We start from the raw sequence: 19,374 nt of genomic DNA, 5'->3' as shown, positions 1-19,374 counted from the left end.
TCAGTCTGTACCCGCGTAGGAATGCAAGCCCGCGATGATGAGATTGACGCCCACAAGGGTGAACATCACGACAAGGAAGCCGAGTACGGCAAGCCAGGAAGATTTGCGTCCCTGGAAGCCCCGCGACAAACGCAGATGCAAATAGGCGCTGTAGAACAGCCATGTAATAAGAGCCCATACTTCTTTAGGGTCCCAGCCCCAGAAACGGCCCCACGCCTGCTGTGCCCAGATCATGGCGAATACGAGAGCGCCGAGCGTAAAGATCGGAAATCCGATCGCGATGGCGCGGTAGCTGATTTCGTCCAGATCGTCCGGATTCATGCTTTTCAGCGACGGCGCCAGCAATTTGCTGAGCGGACGGCGAATCAAAAGCCGCAGCAATGCATAGATGAGGATGCCCGAGAAGACAGCCCAGATCACCGTATTGAACTTCCGGCCCGCGTTCGCGCCTTTCATCCATGACGGAGCTTCGAACCATGGCTTATCCATGCCGAGGAAAGGCTGAATGCTCTCGGCCTTGCTTCCGTGCGGCGCCACAATCGGAGGAAGTTTATACACTTCTTTACCTATTGTACTATTTTGCTCTACTTGGCTGTCAATCTCTGTCGTATTTTGAGTAAATACGGCTTCATATCCGGCGGCTCTGAATGTGAAAACCGATACAATAAAGCCCACTACTATAATAATAGAAAAAAGCGTAAATTCAACCCACCATTTTTGACGGCGGGAAGATTTGTCCGTTGCGTTAAAGTCAATACTGCGGAGAAGATACATTAATCCGGCGGCAAAACCCACCGCAAAGAACGATTCTCCAAGCGCCGCAAGCGTGACGTGAATGTAGAGCCAGATCGATTTCAGCGACGGAATCAGCGGCTGCACGTCCTGCGGAAAAACCGCCGCATACGCCATAACGATGATAGCGATCGGAAGGGCGAACATGCCGAGCAATATTTTCCGGTAAATCAAAAAGACCACCGTAAATGCAACCATGATCATCATCGACAAAAATGTCATGAATTCATACATATTGCTGACCGGAATATGTCCGCTATATGCCCAGCGCGTAACGCAATAAACGAGATGCGACAGCAACCCGAGCGAAGAAGTAGCGAACGAGATGGCGCCCCATTTCCGTTCATGACGAACCGGATCCCGGTTTCTCCATGTTTTGCCCGTTACGGCCACGACGTAAAAAATAAAAGACAAACAGTATAAATAAAACGCGACTACAAAAGCCTGCCTGCTGATTTCCAAAAAACTCATGACCGGTTACCCCCATTGTCCAATTGTTTCTCATCCACTTCCACGTTCATCGATTTGAGAAACGCGGCTACTTCACGGCGCAAGCCGAACCAGTTCTTCGACGTATGTCCCCCTAAAGTCAGGTTGCCGTCGTCGATGCGGAGCCAAATCCGCCGATGCTGCCAGTAAAATCCCATGACGAGACCGAGCATGACGATGCCGAGACCCAGCCAAACAAACGGCATGGCCCGGTCGACCCGGATGTTCAAATAACTCGAGGACTGGATGAAATCCACATCCTCCATGCCCAGCACATCAAGTGTCAGCTTGTTTTGCACTCCGCCCAATTTCTCGTTGATGGCATCCTGTTGGAAACGCTCCTTGTCGACCTGTTTCGGAAAGTAAAGATACTGGCTTCCTTCCATGGGCAACCCGGGGCCTTTGATCAAAAACAAAAATGCCGGGGCGTTCGGATCCTTCGATTTGGAGATAGGCTGACCCTGCTCATTCAAAGAAAAATCCAAAAATTTGTTTTTAAGCAAAAGCGTATAAGGACCGAGTTGAAACTCCCGCTGCGGATTCATCATGTCCAGTTGGAACTTGCCGTACTGCTCCCCGGTTTCCACGTTGACCAGCGCCGGCTTCACCGAACGAAGCTTGGGCGTCAAATCGAAATCGAATTGATACGCTTTAAAGCCTTTGTAATTCAACGGGTCGTTGACGCGGATCGCATGACGGTCCACCTCTTTCAACTCCGGCTCCTTGGACGGATCGTCGCAATTCGCCGTGCATTCGTATAGGACCGCCTGCGTTTCGTACAGCTTGGGAACGATCTTCCCTTGTCCGCGGAAATCCTCGGACATTTCTTCTTCCGTGTAGTACTCGACCGTGAACTTTTCGTTCTTTAAATACAGGTTCGTATCGGGAATCTTCGTGATCTCCCCTTCGGGGAACCAGTAATGCTCATCCACGTGTAGTCCCGGCAAACCGCGGAACAGCACGGCGAGCAAGAATATGATCAGGCCGATGTGGATCACGTAAGGGCCCCAGCGGCTGAATCGCTGCTTCTCCGCCAAGAGGGCGTCACCATCCCTATAGACCCGGTATCCTTTCTTCCTGAGCGGCTTTACGGCCCTCTCCGTCCATGCCTCTCCGTCTTCCGTGTTGATCGGTCCTTGATACACCACCTTTTGACGGGTAAGAAATTGCATATGCTTGCGAACTTTCTGTTTTGAAAGCGCTTTGTAAAGTGGAAGCACCCGGTCCAAACTGCAGATCACGAGCGAAGCCCCGATCATGACCAGCAACGTGATGAACCACCAGGATTCATAAGTGTGGGAAAATCCGAGCTTATAGTAAATATCTCCGATCGTCCCGTACTTTTCTTTGTAAAAGGTGGTCGGGTCAAAATTGACGAACATGCTCTCCTGCTCAAAAATCGTACCGAGACTCGCACCGAGCAAGGTAAGTATAATCAAATAAATCGCGACTTTGACGGATGAAAAGAAGTTCCAAATTTTATCGATAAAATTCGGATTGGCCCGCTGTGACCGGCGCGCCGCGCCATCGTAGCGCATCTCGAGCAGTTCGGTCGAGGCCGCTTGCTCATCCTGCGGCTTGCCGCAAGCTTCGCAAAGCACCGTTCCGATCGGGTTCTGGTGCCCGCATTCGCATTTCGTATTCTTGATCAAAACTTATTCCCTCCATCCGTCCTAAGGCTCTACCAGCTGTTTGATTTGGTCATTCAACGTCGTTAAATTCAGCTCGCCTTGATGAATTGAGGCAATTTTTCCTTTCTTGTCGATAAAGAACGTGGTCGGCATCGGTACGATCCCGTAATCCCGAACGGCTTCATTTTTCGAATCATACAATACAGGAAAATCGATTCCGAGCTGGTCAACGAAGTTTTGTACGGTCATCTCGTCTTCACCGGTGTTAATGCCCAGAACGACGACATCCTGATCCCGCCATTTCTCCCACTGAGCCTGAAGGGCCGGCATTTCGTCGACGCAATACGTACACCAGGTCGCCCAAAAGTTGAGCACGAGGGCTTTGCCTTTATAATCTTCCAGGGTATGTACCTTGCCGTCGTCCCCGAGCAATTTGATGGCAGGCGGTTTTCCGCCCAGTTCAGGCTTGCCGCTTCCGCCTCCGAACACGGCCGAGCTGATTGCATACCCGCCAAGGATGACGATGAACAGTAATATAATGATTTGGACAGGTCGTCTCGCCTTCCCCATATTCAACTCCCTTTCTGTGACTTACATCATAATCAATGGACAAAAAGTGAATATCCTATGAACATTATAGCGAAATTCGCCACAATTTTAGCCTGGTTCCAACCGGGCAAATATGAATATTATGTGTCCTAATGATTATATAATAAAAATACAGACGTTCAACATCCATTCGGACATCGACACCAAAAGTGAAAGGGACTGCGTCAAAAACATCCAACGTTTTTGACGCAGTCCCTTTCAACTTGTTTACTGCTGCCTTTTGCCCGGTTTACCCGGTTTGCCCGGCTTTCCGGCTTGTTTTGCCAGTTTGACAAGACCCTCGATCTCTTCCTTGGTCAAATGGCGATAAATTCCTCTTTTTAAATTTCCAAGGAACAAATCGCCGAAGGAAATCCGTTTCAACTTGATCACAGGGTGTTGAATTGCATCGAACATGCGCCGAACCTGGCGGTTCCGTCCTTCATAAATCGTGATCGAAATCGTTGATTGTTTCCCTTCCGGATCGATGTCATGATACTCTACCTCGGCCGGTGCAGTCATGCCGTCTTCCAGCATAATGCCGTTTTTCAGCTTGTCCAGCGATGTTCCGTGGGGAACGCCTTTTACCGTCGCAAGATAGGTTTTTGCCACATGATGTTTCGGATGGGTGAGCAAATGGGCGAATTCGCCGTCATTGGTTAGAAGGAGCAGTCCTTCGGTATCATAATCCAGGCGGCCTACCGGATATAGCCGCTCGGTAATGCCTTTCAAATAATCGGTGACGATTTTGCGGCCTTGCGGATCCGAAGCGCTCGTAATTACGCCTTTCGGTTTATTAAAGACGATGTATACTTTCTTTTCCGCGCCGATGGACTTGCCGTCCACGGTAATGACGTCCGTATTCGGATCGGCCTTCGTCCCAAGTGCCGTTACGGTCTCGCCGTTGACCTGCACCCTCCCGCTCGTTATCAATTCTTCACATTTGCGGCGCGATGCGACACCGGCGCCGGCCAAAATCTTTTGCAATCTCTCCATTATAATTAAGTCACCTCATACTCATGATACCCACCCGGGCACCAAATCACAATAGCGGGAGTCTCCCTTCTTTAAAACAGAGTCATGCCGTCAGGATCTTCCCATAGAAAAACCGCATCTACGGAAGGCAACCCGAGACAGCGGTCCAAAATATTCGTTATATCGTTATGTATAAGTCCTGAAATGATCGTCTATCCGAATAAAAGCAAACAAACGGCAATGGCTGCGACGAATCCGACGACATCTGAAAATAGCCCGACTTTTAAGGCATATTTTCCGTTTTTAATTCCGACAGCTCCGAAATATACGGTCAGCACATACAGCGTCGTATCCGTGCTCCCCTGAATCGTTGACGCGATTCGCCCGATCATGGAATCCGGACCATAGGTTTTGATGAGATCCGTCGTGAAGGCCAGCGACCCCGTTCCCGTAAGAGGTCTAAGCAGGCCCAAAGGCAGCACCTCCTCCGGAACGTGCAGCTTTTCCATCAATGGAGCCATCCAGCCGACGAAAAACTCCAATGCCCCCGAAGCCCGAAAAACGCTGATGGCGACCATCATGCCGACCAAATGAGGAATGATGCCGATCGCGGTCGAGAAGCCGTCCTTCGCCCCCTCGACGAAGGATTCGTAGACCGGTACTTTTTTCAAATAAGCATAGAGAGGAATAAAGGCGATCATGACCGGTACGGCCCAGGCGGATAACATATTGATCCAGTTCAACAAGCGGTTCTCACCTCTTCAGCGTTAAAGTAGGCGCGGTTGGAGGAGCGAGCGGCGGCTTCTTCCAAGCATTCCGTTTCCGGTACCACCGGTCGGCCACGATCGCAGCGAACGTAGCGATCGCTGTCGCCAACAAGGTTGAACCGACGATTTCGGCTGGGTTGGCGGAGTTGAAATTCAAGCGGATCGCGATCAAAGTCGTAGGAATCAGCGTAATGCTCGCCGTATTTAACGCCAATAGGGTACACATGGCCGGAGATGCCGTTTCCTTATCCGGGTTCAGCTCCTGCAATTGCTGCATCGCCTTGATGCCCATTGGAGTAGCGGCATTTCCGAGACCAAGCAGATTGGCGCTCATATTGGACAGGATGAACCCCATGGCGGGATGATTTTTGGGCACGTCGGGAAACAAATAGGATACCACCGGGCCCAGCAACCTCGAGATGGTCTTCACCAGGCCGGAGTCCTCCGCGAGCTTCATAATCCCCAGCCAAAATACCAACACGCTGATCAATCCCAAACAGACGGTTACGCCTGTCGCCGCTCCATCGAATGCCGCTTTCGTCACCACCTCGATATCCCCTTTGACCGCCGCAAAAGCAAAGCCGATCAAAATCAGTCCTAGCCATATTTTGTTGACCATCTCCGCCGCCCCCTTTACCAGCTTTAATCGTCCGTTTCGCTCTGCAACACCCTGCTACTTTTATAGACAGGTACCGTTCCGACTTGTTTATCTTTCGTCATTATCAACAACTCTCCGGTATAACCGAACGCGTCCGGTTTTTTCAGCTGAAGTCTGACGCGAACCTCGCCGGCTTCATCATCGGTGATCGGGTACCGGAACGCCGTGCCTGCCGTATAACCGCCTTCAATGGTTTGTCCCTTTTCAACCAATGTTTTTAACGGATAATTCTCAAATCCGAAGTCCAGCATTTTGCGGTGATCGTTCCAGTCGTCCCCGTCATTAATCGTGACGGCAACAAGCTGCTGGCCGCCTCGCGTCGCCGAGCTGACTAGGCAGCGTCTGGCCGTTTTTGTGTACCCCGTCTTCACCCCATCGGCTCCTTCATACAATCTGAGCATCTTGTTCTTGTTGCTCCAGCTGTAATCCCAAGGATCATTCGGATTCGGGGCTTTTCTTACCGGAGTTCGCACGATTTCTTTAAAAACCTTATTATGCAGGGCATAAGCGGTCAGCTTGGCCAAATCGTTCGCTGAAGAATAGTGCCCTTTGGCGTCCAAACCGTGAGGATTTTGAAACCTGGTGTGGTTAAGTCCGAGCAGCTTTACTTTCTCGTTCATGAGATGGACGAAACCTTCTTCCGATCCGCCGACATGTTCCGCAATCGCTGTTGCCGCGTCATTGCCGGATCTCAGCATCAATCCGTACAGCATGTTTTCCAAGGTCATTTCCTCGCCGAGTTGAAGGTAAATGGAGGAGCCTTCTTTTCCGAAAGCATTTTTGCCGACTTTGACGGAATCCTTAAGATTTCCATGTTCGATAGCCACGATGGCGGTCATGATTTTCGTCAGACTGGCGATCGGCAACTCCTGTTCTCCATGAAAATCGTACAGTATTCTCCCGGAAGTAACATCAATCAACGCCGCTGCTTGGGCATGAGTGTGCGGTTCTTCCGGCGGTTTCCCTTTGGCTCCGGCTTGGAGCGGAAGCGCCAGCATCAGACCGGCGACGAGCAGTGTTATCATACGCAATCTCGTTGTTGTCCTCATCATTACCCTCCGACTTCGCTAGTGCGATCTGATAAATACTATATGCAGCAGGCTATGGGAGTATGTCCGAGCCCGAACCTAAGCTGTTATCTTCAAAAAAAGACCCCTCCCGGGGTCCCGGAAAGGGAACGGCTGTCAAGCAAACGGCTGTATAACGGGTCCCGCATTTGTACTCGCGGCAGGCGGGTTTGCAGCAGCGGTCTGCGCCCCCTGATTTGTTACGCCACCCGACGGAATCATCGATTGGATTCTGTCGATAACGACGGGGACGGCATCGATAATCTTTTCCATCAAGTGGGTTTGATTATCGAGCGGAACGATGTGAACGCCCTGCTTGCCGACAACGAGAAAAGCGATCGGATTGATCGATACGCCGCCCCCGCTACCGCCGCCGAACGGTCTTGCTTTGCCGCCTTCGGACGAAGCTCCGTTTTTATCTTCATCGATATTAAAATCGCTGCCCCCGGCGGCAAACCCGAACCCGACGCGGCTGATCGGAAGAATGACGCTTCCGTCCGGCGTTTCGACCGGCTCGCCTACGATCGTGTTGACATCGACCATATCCTTGATGTTTTCCATCGCCGTCTTCATTAAACCCTGTATCGGATGTTCGACCACGTATAATTCCTCCTCTTTGCGCTAAAATCAAGATTCATCTGTGCTTTCTGTATTGTGCGCATTTTGAGTTGGAGTATGTACATCATCGTCATCAATCATTTTTTACCTGCAATCGTTATTTGTATCGACGTACGTAAGCGGTTCAGTGTTCGTCTGAAACTTATTCTCTGTTTTTCTTCAACATGTTTAACCATTTTTTTGCTCCGCCTTTTACTTTCAGCACGCGAACCACGAGAATAAATCCGGCGTATAACGCGTATCCGCAGCGTATCTCGGCGGTACAATGGAGCTCTGTGGCAAACAATGGCGGGCTTCCGAACACCGGAACGACAAACAGCTTCGGCTGCTGTTTTAAAGGAAGGTGATAAGACAGCCAACCGACCAGCGTCGTTTTGAGCGGCCATAACGCTCCGGCAAGCGTGGTGGTATGAGCCGCATCCGAAAGGGCAATATTCGTCGACCATTCCAGATTCAGCAAGGATATCCGGCGAAGCGTGCGGTGCAGCCAAACTTTCAAATCCGCGGTTGCCGCAAGAATTTCCTTGAACTCTTCCTTCCATCGGTTCAAGGTATCTTTATTGACTTCCTGCTCGCCTGCCGAGGAATGTTTTGAAAATAAATTGTCGCTGCGGTCGCTTTCGACCCATAAGCCTTCCTGCCAATTTTTAAGCCCGATCGTGGGGATTCGGTAATGAAACGTAAGCAGCCCGAACAGCAATACGACGTCAATCAGTATCGTTTCGTCCCCGTTCACCTTTTTGGCCATCAACGTTATCTTTATTTTGGACATGAAGATCAGGAGCAGCAGCAACAGTAACAACAGTAACAATATCAGGATACTTCCGAGCCAAATCCACATCGGAGTGCCCTCCATGCTTTTTCAGATAACAAACTCCGAATAGTATGGCTTGTTTTACTTAATTGAATTCCAGAATTGGCAATTCGGCTCATGCTTTTTTTGATCGATAACACCAAAAAACCTCGCTCATCGCGAGGTTTCATGACGTAAAGCCCATATTAAGTTTCATCGACATCGTCAAACGTCAACTGCTGTTCTTCGAGCTTCTGAAACAACAACTGCGTCTCTTCCTCCAAGTCCTCCACGCTTTCAAAATCCGCCAGATCCGGCAGATCCTTCAGGCTGGCAAGACCGAAATAATCGAGAAACGCCTTGGTTGTTCCATACAAAATAGGGCGCCCAATCGCTTCCGCACGGCCAACCTCCTCAATAAGGTCTTTGTTAACCAGCGTGTGGATGGCCCGTTCGGATTTGACGCCGCGGATTTCCTCCACTTCGATCCTGGTGATCGGCTGCCGGTAAGCAATGATGGATAGGGTCTCCAATGCGGCTTGGGATAACGCGGAACGCGAAGGCGAATAGGCCAGCTTCTCGAAATAAGGCGCATGCTGCGGCAAGGTGGCGAGTTGATAATTTCCGGCGATCTGCACGATTTGCAGCCCCCGGCCCGCCCGCTCGAAAGAGTCCTTCATATCCTGCAGCGCGTCGGCGACCAGTTCCTGCCTCTGTTCGGTCACCTCCGTCAGCTGTTTCAGGCTGATTCCCTCTTCTCCCGCAAGGAACAGCAAGCCCTCAATAATCGATTTCAATTCCTGATAATTCATCGGCCTTTCCTTCCCCTCTCCATTCCATGACGATATCGTCGAACAACTTGTTTTGAAAACATACAATCTGTTTCATTTTCATCAACTCCAATACCGCCAAAAAGGTGACGACAATCTCATGCCGGGACATTTCCTGATGAAGCAGTTTGGAAAACAATACCCTGCCTCCCTTGCCGACGCTTTCCAGCGAGGAAACAATCTCCCTGATCCGGTCCTTGACCGATATTTCGTCACGATGAATTTTCGCAACGGTGTTGCGCTTCACCGCCTTTCGGATCGCCTTCTGAAACATGGCAATGAGATCGGCGGCATGCAGCCCCTTGACAGGGTTCTCCACGACCTCGGGCATATAGGGGGTCAAATCTTCCGGTTCCTTGGAAAAAATAAGACTCCGCTCCCACTCGCGCTCATGAAGATGTTCGGCGATCCCCTTAAATTTGCGGTATTCGATCAGCTGGCGGATCAGCTCCTCGCGCGGATCCTCTTCCTCGTCCAGCAGATAGTCGAATTCATCGTCAAATTCGATCACAGGCGGCTTCGGCAACAGCTGCTTGCTCTTCATGGACAACAGCGTAGCCGCCATAACAAGGAACTCGCTGGTGACTTCCAGTTCAAGCTCCTGCATATTGTGCAAATATTCCAAATATTGATCCGTAATTTCGCTGACCGAAATTTGATGTATATCGATTTCCGCCTTGTCGATCAGGTGCAAGAGAAGATCCAGCGGCCCCTCGAACGATTCCAGCTTATATAATACCGTCGTCAATGAACATCCTCCACCCATCGCAAATCGCAAAAAAAAAAAAAGAAAATGCAGTACCCCGAAAAAGAAGGGTACTACATTAAATAAGCACTATTTTAGCTGATTCGTCAAGTTCGCCATTTCGATGGCCGCCATCGCGGCATCCCATCCCTTATTTCCGGCCTTCGTACCGGCACGCTCGATCGCCTGCTCGATATTTTCCGTGGTCACCACCCCGAAAATCGTTGGCACGCCGGTCTTCAGACCGATCGCGGCAACCCCTTTCGCCACTTCATTGCATACATAATCATAATGGGAAGTAGAACCGCGGATGACTGTACCGAGCGTAATGACAGCGTCATATTTTCCACTTTCCGCCAGCTTTTGAGCCGCAAACGGAATTTCAAATGCGCCGGGAACCCAGGCCACGCTTACCTCATCGTCCTGAACGCCATGGCGTTTTAGCGCATCCAGCGCCCCGCTCAGCAGCTTGCTCGTAATAAACTCGTTGAATCTCCCTACGACAATCGCATATTTCAGACCTTTCGAAACCAGATTTCCTTCAAATACATGTGCCATTTGATCATTCATCCCTTCAAATTTTTTCGTCTTGTTCAACATCGTCGAATTTCAGCAGATGCCCAAGCTTCGCTTGCTTCGTATGCAAATAACTGGTGTTGTCCACATTTTCCTTCATTTGAATCGGAACCCGCTCGACGACCTCCAGGCCGTAACCCTCCAGCCCTTTGATTTTGCGCGGATTGTTGGTAAGAAGACGGATTTGGCGGATGCCCAAATCTTTCAGGATTTGCGCCCCGATCCCGTAATCCCGAAGATCGGCGGGGAAACCGAGTTTCAGATTCGCGTCCACCGTATCAAGCCCTTCCTCTTGCAGCTTATATGCCTTCAGCTTGTTTATAAGGCCGATACCGCGACCTTCCTGACGCATGTAGAGCAATACCCCTCTGCCTTCCTGCTCGATCCGGCGGAGAGCCGCTTCGAACTGCGGGCCGCAGTCGCACCGGTGGGAATGAAATACGTCTCCCGTGAGGCATTCCGAATGGACGCGCACAAGGACCGGCTCATTCCCATCGATCTCGCCTTTGACCAAAGCGACATGCTCTTTGTTGTCGATGTCGTTCGTGTAGGCGACCGCCCGGAATTCACCGTAATCGGTCGGCATGCGGACCTCGACTTCCCGGTTGACCAGATTTTCCTTCTCATTGCGGTAATGGATCAAATCCTTGACGCTGATGAGCTTTAGATCGAACTGCTTGGCTATCTCCACGAGATCCGGCAATCTCGCCATCGTCCCGTCTTCCTTGATAACTTCGCAGATCACCCCTGCCGGATATGCGCCGCACATGCGGGCAAGATCGACCGCAGCCTCCGTATGACCGGCCCGTCGCAAGACGCCGCCTTTCTTGGCAATCAGCGGGAACATATGACCAGGGCGGCGAAAATCTGCCGGCTTGGCGTTCGGGTCCATAATGCCGCGAGCCGTTAAAGAACGCTCATACGCGGAAATTCCCGTCGTTGTGTCTTTATGGTCAATAGATACGGTAAAGGCCGTTCCATGATAATCCGTATTTTGCGCAACCATCGGCGTAAGCTCCAATTCTTCGGCCCGCTCTTGCGTAATGGGCATGCAAACGAGCCCCCGGCCCTGGGTGATCATAAAATTGATCACTTCAGGCGTAGCTTTTTCGGCCAGGGCGACAAAATCGCCTTCATTTTCGCGGTCTTCATCATCGACGACAATTATGACCTTACCGCGCATCAAATCATAGATGGCTTCTTCAACCCGATCCAGTTGGATATCGCTCATGTCTTTTCACTCCTCGTCTTGCAGATTAATAATATTAGGCAAAACCATTCCGGCTCAGAAACGGAAGATCAATGCCACCCCGAGCATCCGTCTCTTCTTCCTGAGAATGACTTCCCGTTCCACGGACCTTGAAGTTCAACAAGTGCTCCACATATTTCCCAAGGACGTCGCATTCGATGTTCACCGTATCGCCCGGCCGCTTATTGGCCAGCACCGTTTCCGCCAGGGTATGAGGGATAATGGAAACGGAGAAACGTCCTCCTCCGGCTTCCGTCACCGTTAAACTGATACCGTCCAGGGTAATCGAGCCTTGAGGGATAATATATTTGAAAAGAGAGGGGCTGGCCGGTTCGATCGTATACACGACGGCATTTTGATCATGGCGGGTCCGGACAATCGCCCCGGTTCCGTCCACATGGCCTTGCACGATATGTCCGCCGAAGCGTCCGCCCGCGGCCATCGCCCGTTCCAGATTCACTTTTCCGCCAGGCTTCAAATCTTTTAGATTCGTGTGCCTGTATGTTTGCGGCATGACGTCAACCGTAAATGAATTCGCACCGATCGCGGTGGCTGTCAGACATACGCCGTTAACGGCAACACTATCCCCGAGCTTCAGGTCATCCATGATTACGCCGGCCGAAATGCCGAGCACCATGGCTTCCCCTTTTCGGCTGATCGACTTCATCGTTCCGATTTCCTCTACAAGTCCAGTAAACATAAATCTGCCACCCTTCCTGGAGAGATTCCTTTGATCGAACCGACGGCTAAGCGTCAGACCAAACGGGAACTCCCCGAATACAAACATTGTCGCCAAGCTGCTCGATTTCCATTTCCGTTAATCGAACCGCTTCGCTCATTTTTTCGTACCCCGAAAAAATAAAACTTCCCGGCGATGCTTCTCCGCCGATGAGTTTAGGTGCGATAAACATCACGACTTCATCGACCAGCTTCTGCTCCAGCAACGCCCCGTTCAGTCTTCCCCCGCCTTCAACGAGAATGGAGGAAATGCCGCGCTTCGCGAGCATGCCCAGCGCCGCCTTTAGGTCAACCTCGGGACCCTCACCGCAAAACAGCACTTCGATTCCTTTCTTGTTCAGAGCCTCGGCTTTGCCAGCATCCGCTCTGGCGGTTGTCAGCAGCAGGGTCGGGGCAAGACCGTCGTTGACTACCTTGCTCTCCTCCGGAATCCGCAGCACCGAGTCCACAATAATGCGTACCGGGGATATCCCGGGGACCTCAAGCCGTGTCGTTAGCTGCGGATCATCCGCCAGGACCGTGCCGATCCCGACCATGATGCCTTGATGGCGGTGGCGCATCGTATGGACGATCGCTCGCGCCTCTTCATTGGAAATCCATTTACTGTCGCCCGTCTTTGAGGCGATTTTCCCGTCCAGCGTGCTTGCCGTTTTGATTGTTACATACGGAAACCCGGTCGAAATGAACTTGATGAACTTTCTGTTCAATTTAACCGCCCGCTCCCGAAGAACGCCTACATCCACATGGATGCCTTGTTCCCGCAGCATGTTGATACCCCGTCCGGCCACCTGGGGATTGGGATCCTCGCAGGCGACAACGACCCTGGCTACCTTTTCGCGGATCAATCTTTCGGCGCAAGGTGGAGTCATTCCATAATGGCTGCAGGGCTCCAGCGTGACGTACACCGTGCTTCCTTCCGACAGCGCTCCGGCCATATCCAAGGCGTGGACCTCCGCATGGGGCGTCCCCCGCTTCAAATGCGCACCCAGGCCAACAACAGCCCCGTCTTTCACGACGACGGCGCCGACGACCGGATTGATTTCGGTTTGGCCCAGTGCGCGTTCGGCCATTTGAAGCGCCAATTCCATGTAGTACTCATCGTCGATCCGATGCAAAACCCCGTACCTCCTTTGCCTTGATCCGGCAGTCGTACGAATGACAAAAAACCTGCCGGAGCATTCCGGCAGGTTTGAGATCAAGAGGATATATCAACGCAAATAAATAAGCAGCATCGCGGCGGTAAAGGCAAGCCAAAAATAATCATGACTGGTCATATCGCCGACAACTTTAACAAAATTATTAATTTCACCGGTTGTGAAATTAATAACATGTTCGAGTTTCTGCTAAATTAAGAGCACATTCATTCTAAAATGTCATGTGTTCCCGCGTCTCCTTCTCCCATCCAGACTATACTGTCGGTCCCGGAATCTCACCGGCTCAGCCGCATGCTCGTTAACGACGCATACGGGTCACGGACTTGTGCTCGCGTTCGAAATCGGGGAAATCCCCCTTGAAGCTCACCATCACCGTCGGTAGGGAATTACACCCAACCCCGAAGGAATGCTATTCATTTTTGATTGTTAAAATAACTGTCTTGCACCCCGAATGTTATCATTAACTTTCTGAAAAATCAAGGACATTCCTTTCATACTTTCGCGGAATAAAAAGCCGGATCCCGTGTGAAACTATCCTCGATCCCATATTTCCATATCAATAAGCAGGAGGAATGTAACGTGGCAAAACCGGATGATCGCTCTGATAATGTCGAAAAACTCCAACACAGCATTCAAAATACGATTCGTAATTTCCGTGAAGGCCAGGATTATTTGGCCGAGCATGCGGATGAAATTTCCACCGGCGAGAAAAATCAAATCGAAGAAAAAAACGCCAAGCGTCTGGATGCGATCCGCGGCTTCCGCGAGGAAGTCAAAGACGAAGCTCACGATCACTAAGCTACCCTGCCAATAAACGGCTTTTCATCGCAAAAAGGCCGGACAAAGAGCAAGTTTCCGATGCTCTCTGTCCGGCCTTTTACTGACTATTCATCCCAGACGGTAACTTCCTTCATTTTGTCTCCCGGGCGGACTTGATCGACCAGATCCATGCCCGACGTTACTTTGCCGAACACGGTATGAACGCCGTTCAAATGAGGCTGCGGTTCATATACGATGAAGAACTGGCTGCCGCCTGTATCTTTACCCGCATGCGCCATGGACAGTACGCCGCGCTCGTGCTTCGTCGTATTTGTCGCCGTTTCGCATTTGATCGTGTAGCCGGGACCGCCGGTTCCGTTACCGATCGGGCAGCCGCCTTGAGCGACAAAGCCCGGAATAACGCGGTGGAACGTCAGTCCGTTATAAAATCCGGAATTCGCCAGCTTTTCAAAGTTCGCAACCGTTCCCGGCGCTTCTTCCGGCAGAAATTGGATTTCCACTTCTCCGCCTTTTTCCAATACGATTTTACCCTTTTTCATATAGGTCACTTCCTTCTTCGTTAATACGATCCCTATTGGACAAACCTATTCCAGTTTACTACGGAATTCCTTTGAGAGCAAAACAGCCCCCGGAAAGGTCCGAAGACTTCCCGGGAGCTATCTAGTAGTCCCCCTAAAATTCAGGGGAATTTACTTCAACGAAGGCTGCTTCGCAATACGCTCGGGAATCACGTCGCAGGAAACGATATCCTGGAGCGATTCACGCTTGACGACGAGGTCGCTCTTGCCATTTTGGACAAAAACGACCGCAGGGCGGCGAATACGATTATAATTGCTGGCCATGGCGTAGTTATATGCACCCGTACACGCTACGGCAAGCAAATCACCCGATTTCACTTTCGGCAGCTCCAGGTCCCAAATCAGCATGTCTCCGCTTTCGCAGCATTTGCCGGCCACGGAAACCGTCTCTTCAGCCGCATCAAGCCCTCTGTTGGCCAGCATGGCTTCATATTTGGATTCGTACAAAGCCGGACGCGGATTGTCGGTCATCCCCCCGTCAACGGCCACGTATTTGCGGACGCCCGGAATATCTTTGCTCGTTCCGACCGTATAGAGCGTCGTTCCGGCATCGCCGACGATACTGCGGCCCGGTTCGACCCAAATTTCAGGCAGCTGCGGATATGCGCCCCCAAACGAATCTTTGACCGAATCCGTAATGGCCTTCACGTAATCGGATACTTTCAACGGCGTATCTTCAGACGTATAGCGGATTCCGAAACCGCCGCCCAAATTAATGACTTTAAATACAACATCCAGTTTGTCTTTGACTTGCAACGAGAACTCGGCTACCCGGTCCACCGCCATTTTGAAGCCTTCCACTTCAAAGATTTGCGAACCGATATGGGAATGCAGACCGAGCAAATTCAGGTTCAAGCTGCGTGAAGCCAGCTCTACCGCCTGGAACGCGGATCCGTTCCCGATATCGAAACCGAACTTGGAGTCGGTCTGACCTGTCGAAATATACTCGTGGGTATGCGCCTCGACCCCAGGCGTTACGCGGAGCAGGACGTTAACCGTGACGCCTTTTTCCGCCGCCAATGCCTGAAGCAAATGCATTTCGATGAAATTGTCCACGACGAAACAACCGATATTAGCCGAGATGGCCATCTCCAATTCTTCCGGAGTTTTGTTGTTCCCGTGAAAATGAATACGCTGCGCCGGGAATCCGGCTTGGAGCGCCGTATACAGCTCCCCCTCGGAAACGACGTCAAGCGAGAGCCCCTCTTCTTCGGCGAGACGGCACATTGCCATCACGCAGAAGGCCTTGCTCGCATATGCCACTTGAAAAGACAAACCCGACGCCCGGAATGCATCCATATATTCGCGGCATCTTTGCCGAATGAGGGCTTCATCCATGATGTACAAAGGGGTGCCGTATGTTTCTTTCAGTTCGACAGTGTCGCAACCGCCGATTTCAAGATGTCCTTTATTGTTGATTTTGCTGGTACCGTGTAAATACATCTATTCAGTCCTCCACTTTCAATTTTCACTAGTATAGCAAACAAAGGGCGAACTGAAAAATGGATTTTTGTGAATATCATTTGTGTTTTTTCATGGACACGCCCGGTTACTTTTTATTTCGCGGCATACGCGTATTGTCCCTGGTCTTGTTGAACGACGGTCTTTGTTTCGATGTCAGTACCGGTACCCTGAACACAATGCCGGCCATCGCCTTTGCATTAAACGGAATAAATGGCCACAGATAAGAAGAGTTGAACGAACGCTGCAGGCTGAGGTAAATGATGAACGCGGTGACTCCGCCTACGAATCCCGGCACTCCGAACAGCGCCACCAACACCAGCATGATCAATCTGACCACCCTGTTGGCAAGACCCAGCTCGTAACTTGGCGTCGCGAACATCCCGATGGCGGCCACCGCCATGTACAAAATGACTTCGTTGACAAACAACCCGGTTTGCACCGCGATATCGCCGATCAGGATCGCCGCGATCAAGCCCATGGCCGAGGCGAGAGGCGTCGGCGTATGAACCGCGGCCATCCGCATCAGATCGACCCCGAATTCGACGATCAGGAACTGGGCGATCAAGGGGATTTTGGCCATTTTTTGCGGTCCGATAAAATCCAGTGCGGCAGGCTTCAGTTCCGGATGAATGACGACAAGCAGCCAGATCGGAAGCAGGAATAGGGAGGCGAATATCCCGAAAAATCTCACCCAGCGCAAATAGGTGCCCATAAAAGGAGTTTGGCGGTTCTCCTCCGCATGCTGGCACAGATCGAAAAACGTAGTCGGCAAAATCATGACGCTCGGGGAAGTATCGACAAAGATGACGACTCTGCCTTCCATCAAATGCGATGCCACGACGTCGGGGCGTTCGGAGTAGCGGACTAATGGAAAAGGGTTCCACCCCTTTTTTAGAATGGCTTCCTCCAGTTGTTTATCCGCCAGCGGAATGCCGTCCAATTCGACGTTCTGGATTTTCTCCTTGACCTTATCGACGAGCGCTTTATCCACGATATCATCAATAAAAGCAACGCATACATCGGTTTGGGAACGACGGCCGACCTTCATCGTCTCGAATTTGACGCCGGGATCCCGAAGCCGCCTGCGGACCAGGATCACGTTGGTCACCAGCGTCTCCGTAAAACCGTCCCTGGCCCCCCGAACGACCCGCTCCAGCGACGGCTCCTCCGGACTGCGGGCCGGGTAAGACCGGGTGTCCAGCACGATCGCGGTTTCTTCTCCTTCGATAAAGAATCCGGCCTGGCCCACGAGTACGTTGTTGATCACGGTGCTTAGATTCTTCGTCACTTCGACCTGGATATGGGGAATGTATAACTCGAAGAAAGCATGCAGGGCTCCGGCATTCAGATCCTCCGGCGTAAGATACGTCAGCCTCTTGAGAATCTCCTGCAGAATGGCGTCCTTTACAAACCCGTTAATAAAAAATAGCCCCGTCTTCACGCCGCCGAACGTCATCTCCCGAAACACGATGTCGAAGCCCTGGCCCAGGCCGACCACTTCTTCCAGCGTCTTTTTCGTCGTTTCGACGCTGGTGCTGATCAGGTCGCTCTTCTGCCAGTACTCGATCGATTCCTTCACGGAATCCGATCTTTCCGTTTCGACTTTGCGGCGTCGCGCCTCCTCGGCTTGCTGCCTTTCTTCGGGCCAAACGTACTCGCCAAACCCTGGCATAAACTCCGGCGTCTCCTGCGGACGATCCTCCCGTCCGTCTCTTCCCCGCTCGTGATCCATCATTGATGTCACTACCTCCTTGAACGATTACGATTACTGCCTGTAAATAAACCATTCAAACAACGACCCGGCCACTTTGCCGCAAACCATCGCGAACAGGAGACCAAGCATATATCTTTGCATGTGCAGCCTTTTCGCCAAAATCGGAAGCACATTCAGCACTTCGGTCAACGCCGCCGCCAGCATGCCTACAAACACGCCGTTGAACAAACCGACAATCCCTGTGCCGATCCAAGGACCGGGAACCTGCCAATCCCAAAAATCCGCAACCGTACCGAGAAAGGAACCGCTAACCATGGCCCCCTCATACCAGTGAACCTTGTCGTAGGACCTCGTAAGTTGGGCTAATCGGGGAATCACATCCAGCACGATATAGAGGGCGATTACCCCGCCGCCAACAGCAATTCCGCCCGCCAGGCCGAGAAAAACGGAAACCCCTTGTCCAAGAAGCCCGCTCACTTGCGGTTCCCCTTTTTGGCGGCTTCCGCTTTCCGCATTTTTTCGAATTCCTCGGCAATGACATACTGGTTCAGGTTTTCCTGGTATAGATACATTTCCACTTCAAGCGGCGTCGGCTCTTCGTTCCATTTCTTTTTGAACAAATGATTGAAAAATATGATCATGCCGAACCCGATCCCGACGGAATAAGCAGCTTGAAACAGATAAGGGTGCTCATCCCTCCGGCCCGTAATCATCTCGACGATCCGGACCTGAACGGCCGGCATACTGACATCGGCGTGAAAGTTCATGATGGTCAAAGCCGCCCCGAAAAACAACAGCAGCCAAACGATGACAAAAAGAACCAGGGAAGGCTTTTTAGGCTTGGTAATCATCTCGATCAGCACGTGCGGCTCTCCCAACGTTTCGACCCTCACGTTCGGATAACGCCGCTGAATCGCGGAAATCACCTGAAGGACGTCAATGACAATCAGATTTCCATCGCAATAGTCCGGCCGATCGAGAACGAGCTCCAAAAGCTGGGGCTCAATACCCGGATCAGCCAGGATTCGGGCGATATCCCCTAGTCTGACAGGCGATCCCGCCGGTAGCGCCACCTGTTTGCGAAGGCGCAAATAAACGGAAGGGTCATGCCCTTTGTCCATCCATAACACCCCTTTAAAGCCGTATTGCCCATAGTATGCCAAGTCAG

General features: G+C 51.4%; 21 protein-coding genes and 1 riboswitch. Of the genes, 1 reads left to right on the top strand and 20 read right to left on the bottom strand.

Annotated features, from left to right (window positions below):
* The 15 genes from ccsB to ribD all read right to left on the bottom strand — a co-directional run bounded on the left by ccsB (position 1) and on the right by ribD (position 13,631).
* Positions 1 to 1,263, bottom strand: a complete 1,263-nt coding sequence (gene ccsB, locus ACSFXJ_RS10985) for a c-type cytochrome biogenesis protein CcsB (RefSeq protein WP_435925198.1) — start codon at positions 1,261 to 1,263, stop codon at positions 1 to 3.
* On the bottom strand, positions 1,260 to 2,933 hold the full coding sequence (resB, locus tag ACSFXJ_RS10980; protein ID WP_435925197.1) for a cytochrome c biogenesis protein ResB: 1,674 nt from the start codon (positions 2,931 to 2,933) through the stop codon (positions 1,260 to 1,262). Before resB ends, ccsB begins: the two co-directional genes overlap by 4 nt.
* 21 nt (positions 2,934 to 2,954) lie before the next feature.
* Positions 2,955 to 3,482 carry a peroxiredoxin family protein gene (locus tag ACSFXJ_RS10975; RefSeq protein ID WP_435925195.1) on the bottom strand — a complete coding sequence of 176 codons (528 nt, stop codon included), beginning with the start codon at positions 3,480 to 3,482 and terminating at the stop codon, positions 2,955 to 2,957.
* A gap of 246 nt (positions 3,483 to 3,728) precedes the next feature.
* On the bottom strand, positions 3,729 to 4,496 hold the full coding sequence (locus ACSFXJ_RS10970) for a pseudouridine synthase (RefSeq protein WP_435925193.1): 768 nt from the start codon (positions 4,494 to 4,496) through the stop codon (positions 3,729 to 3,731).
* A gap of 191 nt (positions 4,497 to 4,687) precedes the next feature.
* The gene (locus ACSFXJ_RS10965; RefSeq protein WP_435925192.1) at positions 4,688 to 5,221 is read right to left on the bottom strand and encodes a spore maturation protein; all 534 of its coding nucleotides are present in this window, start codon (positions 5,219 to 5,221) and stop codon (positions 4,688 to 4,690) included.
* A gap of 7 nt (positions 5,222 to 5,228) precedes the next feature.
* On the bottom strand, positions 5,229 to 5,861 hold the full coding sequence (locus tag ACSFXJ_RS10960; RefSeq protein WP_435925191.1) for a nucleoside recognition domain-containing protein: 633 nt from the start codon (positions 5,859 to 5,861) through the stop codon (positions 5,229 to 5,231).
* A gap of 23 nt (positions 5,862 to 5,884) precedes the next feature.
* Positions 5,885 to 6,925 carry a D-alanyl-D-alanine carboxypeptidase family protein gene (locus ACSFXJ_RS10955; protein ID WP_435925738.1) on the bottom strand — a complete coding sequence of 347 codons (1,041 nt, stop codon included), beginning with the start codon at positions 6,923 to 6,925 and terminating at the stop codon, positions 5,885 to 5,887.
* 159 nt (positions 6,926 to 7,084) lie between these two features.
* Positions 7,085 to 7,567: a GerW family sporulation protein gene (gene ytfJ, locus ACSFXJ_RS10950; protein WP_435925189.1), complete on the bottom strand. Its 483-nt coding sequence runs from the start codon at positions 7,565 to 7,567 to the stop codon at positions 7,085 to 7,087.
* A gap of 160 nt (positions 7,568 to 7,727) precedes the next feature.
* The gene (locus tag ACSFXJ_RS10945) at positions 7,728 to 8,426 is read right to left on the bottom strand and encodes a DUF2953 domain-containing protein (protein WP_435925187.1); all 699 of its coding nucleotides are present in this window, start codon (positions 8,424 to 8,426) and stop codon (positions 7,728 to 7,730) included.
* Between the two features lie 158 nt (positions 8,427 to 8,584).
* Positions 8,585 to 9,190 carry an SMC-Scp complex subunit ScpB gene (gene scpB, locus ACSFXJ_RS10940; RefSeq protein WP_435925186.1) on the bottom strand — a complete coding sequence of 202 codons (606 nt, stop codon included), beginning with the start codon at positions 9,188 to 9,190 and terminating at the stop codon, positions 8,585 to 8,587.
* A complete protein-coding gene (locus ACSFXJ_RS10935) occupies positions 9,159 to 9,974 on the bottom strand; it encodes a segregation and condensation protein A (RefSeq protein ID WP_435925185.1) in 816 nt (271 codons plus the stop codon). Before ACSFXJ_RS10935 ends, scpB begins: the two co-directional genes overlap by 32 nt.
* A 69-nt stretch (positions 9,975 to 10,043) precedes the next feature.
* Positions 10,044 to 10,511, bottom strand: coding sequence for a 6,7-dimethyl-8-ribityllumazine synthase (gene ribH / locus ACSFXJ_RS10930; protein WP_435925183.1), 468 nt, complete (start codon positions 10,509 to 10,511; stop codon positions 10,044 to 10,046).
* Between the two features lie 16 nt (positions 10,512 to 10,527).
* Complete coding sequence (locus tag ACSFXJ_RS10925) at positions 10,528 to 11,760, bottom strand: bifunctional 3,4-dihydroxy-2-butanone-4-phosphate synthase/GTP cyclohydrolase II (protein ID WP_435925182.1); 1,233 nt, start codon at positions 11,758 to 11,760, stop codon at positions 10,528 to 10,530.
* A 34-nt stretch (positions 11,761 to 11,794) separates the two neighbouring features.
* Positions 11,795 to 12,478, bottom strand: coding sequence for a riboflavin synthase (ribE, locus tag ACSFXJ_RS10920; RefSeq protein WP_435925180.1), 684 nt, complete (start codon positions 12,476 to 12,478; stop codon positions 11,795 to 11,797).
* Between the two features lie 46 nt (positions 12,479 to 12,524).
* Positions 12,525 to 13,631 carry a bifunctional diaminohydroxyphosphoribosylaminopyrimidine deaminase/5-amino-6-(5-phosphoribosylamino)uracil reductase RibD gene (ribD, locus tag ACSFXJ_RS10915; RefSeq protein WP_435925178.1) on the bottom strand — a complete coding sequence of 369 codons (1,107 nt, stop codon included), beginning with the start codon at positions 13,629 to 13,631 and terminating at the stop codon, positions 12,525 to 12,527.
* 271 nt (positions 13,632 to 13,902) lie between these two features.
* Positions 13,903 to 14,080, bottom strand: a riboswitch (FMN riboswitch).
* A 169-nt stretch (positions 14,081 to 14,249) separates the two neighbouring features.
* Here ribD and tlp point away from each other — a divergent pair.
* Positions 14,250 to 14,468 carry a small acid-soluble spore protein Tlp gene (gene tlp, locus ACSFXJ_RS10910; protein ID WP_435925177.1) on the top strand — a complete coding sequence of 73 codons (219 nt, stop codon included), beginning with the start codon at positions 14,250 to 14,252 and terminating at the stop codon, positions 14,466 to 14,468.
* 86 nt (positions 14,469 to 14,554) lie between these two features.
* Here tlp and ACSFXJ_RS10905 read toward each other — a convergent pair whose 3' ends face one another.
* The 5 genes from ACSFXJ_RS10905 to ACSFXJ_RS10885 all read right to left on the bottom strand — a co-directional run bounded on the left by ACSFXJ_RS10905 (position 14,555) and on the right by ACSFXJ_RS10885 (position 19,327).
* Entirely contained in the window at positions 14,555 to 14,989 is a 435-nt protein-coding gene (locus ACSFXJ_RS10905) for a peptidylprolyl isomerase (protein WP_435925175.1), read from the bottom strand.
* A 150-nt stretch (positions 14,990 to 15,139) separates the two neighbouring features.
* Positions 15,140 to 16,471: a diaminopimelate decarboxylase gene (lysA, locus tag ACSFXJ_RS10900; protein ID WP_435925174.1), complete on the bottom strand. Its 1,332-nt coding sequence runs from the start codon at positions 16,469 to 16,471 to the stop codon at positions 15,140 to 15,142.
* 106 nt (positions 16,472 to 16,577) lie between these two features.
* On the bottom strand, positions 16,578 to 18,224 hold the full coding sequence (locus tag ACSFXJ_RS10895; RefSeq protein ID WP_435925737.1) for a spore germination protein: 1,647 nt from the start codon (positions 18,222 to 18,224) through the stop codon (positions 16,578 to 16,580).
* A gap of 33 nt (positions 18,225 to 18,257) precedes the next feature.
* Positions 18,258 to 18,683, bottom strand: a complete 426-nt coding sequence (locus ACSFXJ_RS10890) for a stage V sporulation protein AB (protein ID WP_435925173.1) — start codon at positions 18,681 to 18,683, stop codon at positions 18,258 to 18,260.
* Positions 18,680 to 19,327: a stage V sporulation protein AA gene (locus ACSFXJ_RS10885; RefSeq protein ID WP_435925171.1), complete on the bottom strand. Its 648-nt coding sequence runs from the start codon at positions 19,325 to 19,327 to the stop codon at positions 18,680 to 18,682. The genes ACSFXJ_RS10890 and ACSFXJ_RS10885 overlap by 4 nt, the downstream gene beginning before the upstream one ends.
* Positions 19,328 to 19,374 lie beyond the last annotated feature (47 nt).

Source organism: Paenibacillus salivarius (assembly GCF_051307165.1).
GTDB lineage: Bacteria > Bacillota > Bacilli > Paenibacillales > Paenibacillaceae > Fontibacillus.
Note: the sequence above shows the minus strand (reverse complement) of the source record. Positions and strands in the feature narration are given on the sequence as shown.

What these genes read in the sequence shown, in the direction of transcription:
- ACSFXJ_RS10970 (WP_435925193.1), bottom strand. Translation starts at nt 4,496, where the DNA reads ATGGAGAGATTGCAAAAGATTTTGGCCGGCGCCGGTGTCGCATCGCGC.
- ACSFXJ_RS10955 (WP_435925738.1), bottom strand. Translation starts at nt 6,925, where the DNA reads ATGATAACACTGCTCGTCGCCGGTCTGATGCTGGCGCTTCCGCTCCAA.
- ccsB (WP_435925198.1), bottom strand. Translation starts at nt 1,263, where the DNA reads ATGAGTTTTTTGGAAATCAGCAGGCAGGCTTTTGTAGTCGCGTTTTAT.
- ACSFXJ_RS10885 (WP_435925171.1), bottom strand. Translation starts at nt 19,327, where the DNA reads ATGGACAAAGGGCATGACCCTTCCGTTTATTTGCGCCTTCGCAAACAG.
- lysA (WP_435925174.1), bottom strand. Translation starts at nt 16,471, where the DNA reads ATGTATTTACACGGTACCAGCAAAATCAACAATAAAGGACATCTTGAA.
- ribE (WP_435925180.1), bottom strand. Translation starts at nt 12,478, where the DNA reads ATGTTTACTGGACTTGTAGAGGAAATCGGAACGATGAAGTCGATCAGC.
- scpB (WP_435925186.1), bottom strand. Translation starts at nt 9,190, where the DNA reads ATGAATTATCAGGAATTGAAATCGATTATTGAGGGCTTGCTGTTCCTT.
- ACSFXJ_RS10935 (WP_435925185.1), bottom strand. Translation starts at nt 9,974, where the DNA reads ATGGGTGGAGGATGTTCATTGACGACGGTATTATATAAGCTGGAATCG.
- ACSFXJ_RS10895 (WP_435925737.1), bottom strand. Translation starts at nt 18,224, where the DNA reads ATGGATCACGAGCGGGGAAGAGACGGACGGGAGGATCGTCCGCAGGAG.
- ACSFXJ_RS10945 (WP_435925187.1), bottom strand. Translation starts at nt 8,426, where the DNA reads ATGTGGATTTGGCTCGGAAGTATCCTGATATTGTTACTGTTGTTACTG.
- ACSFXJ_RS10925 (WP_435925182.1), bottom strand. Translation starts at nt 11,760, where the DNA reads ATGAGCGATATCCAACTGGATCGGGTTGAAGAAGCCATCTATGATTTG.
- ACSFXJ_RS10975 (WP_435925195.1), bottom strand. Translation starts at nt 3,482, where the DNA reads ATGGGGAAGGCGAGACGACCTGTCCAAATCATTATATTACTGTTCATC.
- ribH (WP_435925183.1), bottom strand. Translation starts at nt 10,511, where the DNA reads ATGGCACATGTATTTGAAGGAAATCTGGTTTCGAAAGGTCTGAAATAT.
- ACSFXJ_RS10960 (WP_435925191.1), bottom strand. Translation starts at nt 5,861, where the DNA reads ATGGTCAACAAAATATGGCTAGGACTGATTTTGATCGGCTTTGCTTTT.
- ACSFXJ_RS10905 (WP_435925175.1), bottom strand. Translation starts at nt 14,989, where the DNA reads ATGAAAAAGGGTAAAATCGTATTGGAAAAAGGCGGAGAAGTGGAAATC.